Source organism: Anabaena azotica FACHB-119 (genome assembly GCF_014697625.1).
Classification (GTDB): Bacteria; Cyanobacteriota; Cyanobacteriia; order Cyanobacteriales; family Nostocaceae; genus Trichormus; species Trichormus azoticus_A.
In genome coordinates this window covers 1-2,565 of sequence record NZ_JACJSG010000119.1, presented here as the reverse complement: position 1 = coordinate 2,565, position 2,565 = coordinate 1, and the positions used below count along the sequence as shown (strand labels likewise).

The window sequence follows — 2,565 nt, the reverse complement described above, 5'->3', positions numbered from 1 at the left end:
ACATAGTGCGATCGCACTCTCTTCAGGATGCGTTTAATTCTGAACAGAGTGCGATGCCTTACGGCGGCAAGCTACGCCTACGGAATATAAGGCGATATTTGTGGATACTCAGTTTCAAATGGATCAACACCTGCTGCATCCATCGGGCAAATTGCTTCGGGGGGTTCTTCTACATCAACCGTCTGTTCCGGTGGCAGTGACAATTCAAACTCAACACCCTTGAATCTCAACCACGCCAAACAAACGGCTAACGCTACTGACTTTGGTATCCCCTTCTCCCCAGTAACCGCCATTCCTGAATGAATCCCATCCGAGGTAAGAGGCTTAATACCACAACTTACCATCGTTGGGCTTATTGTTATTTGGGTGACAAGTTTTTGGCGATCGCACTCCGGCAGAACAAACGCTTCCACATTCCAAATTTCGCAACAGAAATCTGGGGCAATTCCGAACTCTTCAAACCAACGCTCTGTTCTGTCTTCTTCAATGTCTGGCGGATAGTAAAACTCAAGTTCGTCATCGTGTTGAAATTCTCCTTGATCAATTAGATATATGCCTATTTCCCAACCCAATGACTCAGCTACTAGTTTATTTAGTTGTTCGTAGTTCGTGATTTTCATTTTTTAACCCAATCTTTCTTTATCAAACTGACCAATAAAATCGCCTTTCAACTAAAAGCTTACGCTCCCTGATAGACCAGAGTGTAAGCCTCTATAAAAGCGGTCTTTAATTGTCAGATACTTTTGGGAAAAATTTATAACCCTTAGACGTTTTTACCACCTCAATATCATCAGTTTGTTTTGCGGTTCTAATTACAGTTCCATTGACTACGCCTAGCTGTTGGCGCAATTCTTCGGTGGTTATCCCTGGAGATTGTGAAACAATGGACTTCAATTTTTCTTTGTCTAAGCTGGACATAAAATATCAGAGCATTTTCCCTTTTTTCTACATTATAAGAATAGTGTGTAAGCTTATACTTACACACTCCTAAATCTACGCCGCTAACTCTTCACCACCCCCAAACAGCATCTCGCGCTGCTCTGGCGTAAGCTGACCTATCGGGATATCCAACAGATCAGCATACTTGCACTCGTCTAGCGGTTGTTCTTGCAAGGTCTGAACGTAGTAAGTTTGACTATCGCTCTCGACAAACTCCACCATCCGTCTGTCCCCGTAGTAGATGCCATCGTCGAGTAATTCTAACCCCACGTACTCGCAGCACTGGGCAATGTTAGACAGTATTTCTTTCTGTGTACTCATAACTAACACCTAACTGTATTTCCATGTGCTTAGGCGTAGCAGTTCTACACCGTCGCTAACTGCCTCACCCCTAACTTCGCTAAGGCATCTTTCACACTACTGGCGTACTGGTCAATACCTCGTTCTCTACGCCTGTACGTCCATAAGTTACTGAACCGATGGAACCCGATTATCCCCAGGAAATCACGACCTTGATAGACTTTTGTGGAGAAGAACAAATAGTCTACTTCTCCATAGTTCAACCCTTGTTCTTTACAGGCTTGTTTTAGCTCGGCTTCAAGTTCTTGGTTGCGTCTGTGGAGGTTTTCTTGCGCTTCTAGAGAAAGCTTCTCTTCAGCTACTCTTGCAGCAAACCAATTCCGGTCGAATGGTAGCCAACCGCCGTTGGTCAGTTGCACCCACACCGTGATTCCGCAATCAATCCAGATGGTTTTGATTTGCTCTGGATGGCGCTGGATTATGGTGGCGATGATTATGCGATCGCTCTCGGTTAACGGACTTTGTTGCTTGTTTACTGTTGCGTATGTCATTATGGAAATCTCCATTTACTTGGATAAAAGGCGATCGCAAGGTTTTCCAGACGCTGCGATCGCCTTTGTTTTTACTGACTACGTTGTGGGGAGCCACAGCGCAATCACTCGGTTTTGGCGTAGCCGTTTCTATATCAGTTAATGCAAGCAGCAGTAGTTTAAGGGCGACCACAATGGATGCGATCGCGCCTTGCGAAGCTTATCCTTTTTTGCCGAGATGAAGGTTTACTTCGATGCGCTTGGTTTCTTCAAACATATCGAAATATTCTTCAATTGATGCGCTTTGGATTTGCTCAAAAGACTGAATGGGATGGTGGAATGTATTGGTGTGCGAAGCGTTGTATTCTTTCTTGTAACCAGCAACTACACTGTATTTCATTTGCTTTACCTACTTGTTCAAGTATTTTTTCTACGTTGTGGGGAGCCACAGCGCACTCACTTCCGTTTTGGCGTAGCCGTTTTAATATCAGTCACAAGCAGCAGTAGTTTTAAGGGCGACCACAATGAATGCGATCGCCTTTTAGCAGCACAAGGCTGTAGAGAGGATTAGTCCTCTGTGCAACCTGTATTTGTGTTCAAAAAGCGATCGCCACTAAGGAGCAGCGATCGCTTTTGTCTTGATTTGGCAGCAGTTTTGTTAATGTCCTTATGATTGCTCCTACCGGGACTTAAACAAAAATTAAGCCCAAATAAAGCCCAAACTAGCTTTGTAAGCAGCAAACACGTCACGGTTGAGAGTCAACCAATCAAAAAATCGATAAGACATAGCTGTTCT

The 2,565-nt window shown here is 44.2% G+C and carries 7 protein-coding genes; 2 read left to right on the top strand and 5 right to left on the bottom strand.

What is annotated here, in order from left to right; translation table 11 throughout:
* Positions 1-77: 77 nt before the first annotated feature.
* From H6G83_RS34735 to H6G83_RS34720, 4 genes are all read right to left on the bottom strand, one after another.
* The gene (locus H6G83_RS34735; RefSeq protein ID WP_190480726.1) at positions 78-620 is read right to left on the bottom strand and encodes a hypothetical protein; all 543 of its coding nucleotides are present in this window, start codon (positions 618-620) and stop codon (positions 78-80) included.
* 106 nt (positions 621-726) lie between these two features.
* Positions 727-918 (bottom strand): hypothetical protein, encoded by a 192-nt coding sequence (locus tag H6G83_RS34730; protein ID WP_190480724.1) that lies wholly within the window; start codon positions 916-918, stop codon positions 727-729.
* A gap of 75 nt (positions 919-993) precedes the next feature.
* Entirely contained in the window at positions 994-1,260 is a 267-nt protein-coding gene (locus H6G83_RS34725; protein WP_190480722.1) for a hypothetical protein, read from the bottom strand.
* Between the two features lie 44 nt (positions 1,261-1,304).
* Positions 1,305-1,790, bottom strand: coding sequence for a hypothetical protein (locus H6G83_RS34720; protein WP_190480720.1), 486 nt, complete (start codon positions 1,788-1,790; stop codon positions 1,305-1,307).
* Here H6G83_RS34720 and H6G83_RS34715 point away from each other — a divergent pair.
* Positions 1,784-2,011: a hypothetical protein gene (locus H6G83_RS34715; RefSeq protein ID WP_190480719.1), complete on the top strand. Its 228-nt coding sequence runs from the start codon at positions 1,784-1,786 to the stop codon at positions 2,009-2,011. The genes H6G83_RS34720 and H6G83_RS34715 overlap by 7 nt on opposite strands.
* On the opposite strand, the gene H6G83_RS34710 is transcribed toward H6G83_RS34715, so the two are convergent.
* Positions 1,990-2,169 carry a hypothetical protein gene (locus tag H6G83_RS34710; protein ID WP_190480717.1) on the bottom strand — a complete coding sequence of 60 codons (180 nt, stop codon included), beginning with the start codon at positions 2,167-2,169 and terminating at the stop codon, positions 1,990-1,992. The two genes, H6G83_RS34715 and H6G83_RS34710, sit on opposite strands and share 22 nt — an antisense overlap.
* Between H6G83_RS34710 and H6G83_RS34705 the strand changes: the two genes are divergently transcribed.
* Complete coding sequence (locus H6G83_RS34705; protein ID WP_190480714.1) at positions 2,170-2,340, top strand: hypothetical protein; 171 nt, start codon at positions 2,170-2,172, stop codon at positions 2,338-2,340.
* Positions 2,341-2,565 lie beyond the last annotated feature (225 nt).

What these genes read in the sequence shown, in the direction of transcription:
- H6G83_RS34735 (WP_190480726.1), bottom strand. Translation starts at nt 620, where the DNA reads ATGAAAATCACGAACTACGAACAACTAAATAAACTAGTAGCTGAGTCA.
- H6G83_RS34725 (WP_190480722.1), bottom strand. Translation starts at nt 1,260, where the DNA reads ATGAGTACACAGAAAGAAATACTGTCTAACATTGCCCAGTGCTGCGAG.
- H6G83_RS34715 (WP_190480719.1), top strand. Translation starts at nt 1,784, where the DNA reads ATGTCATTATGGAAATCTCCATTTACTTGGATAAAAGGCGATCGCAAG.
- H6G83_RS34730 (WP_190480724.1), bottom strand. Translation starts at nt 918, where the DNA reads ATGTCCAGCTTAGACAAAGAAAAATTGAAGTCCATTGTTTCACAATCT.
- H6G83_RS34710 (WP_190480717.1), bottom strand. Translation starts at nt 2,169, where the DNA reads ATGAAATACAGTGTAGTTGCTGGTTACAAGAAAGAATACAACGCTTCG.
- H6G83_RS34720 (WP_190480720.1), bottom strand. Translation starts at nt 1,790, where the DNA reads ATGACATACGCAACAGTAAACAAGCAACAAAGTCCGTTAACCGAGAGC.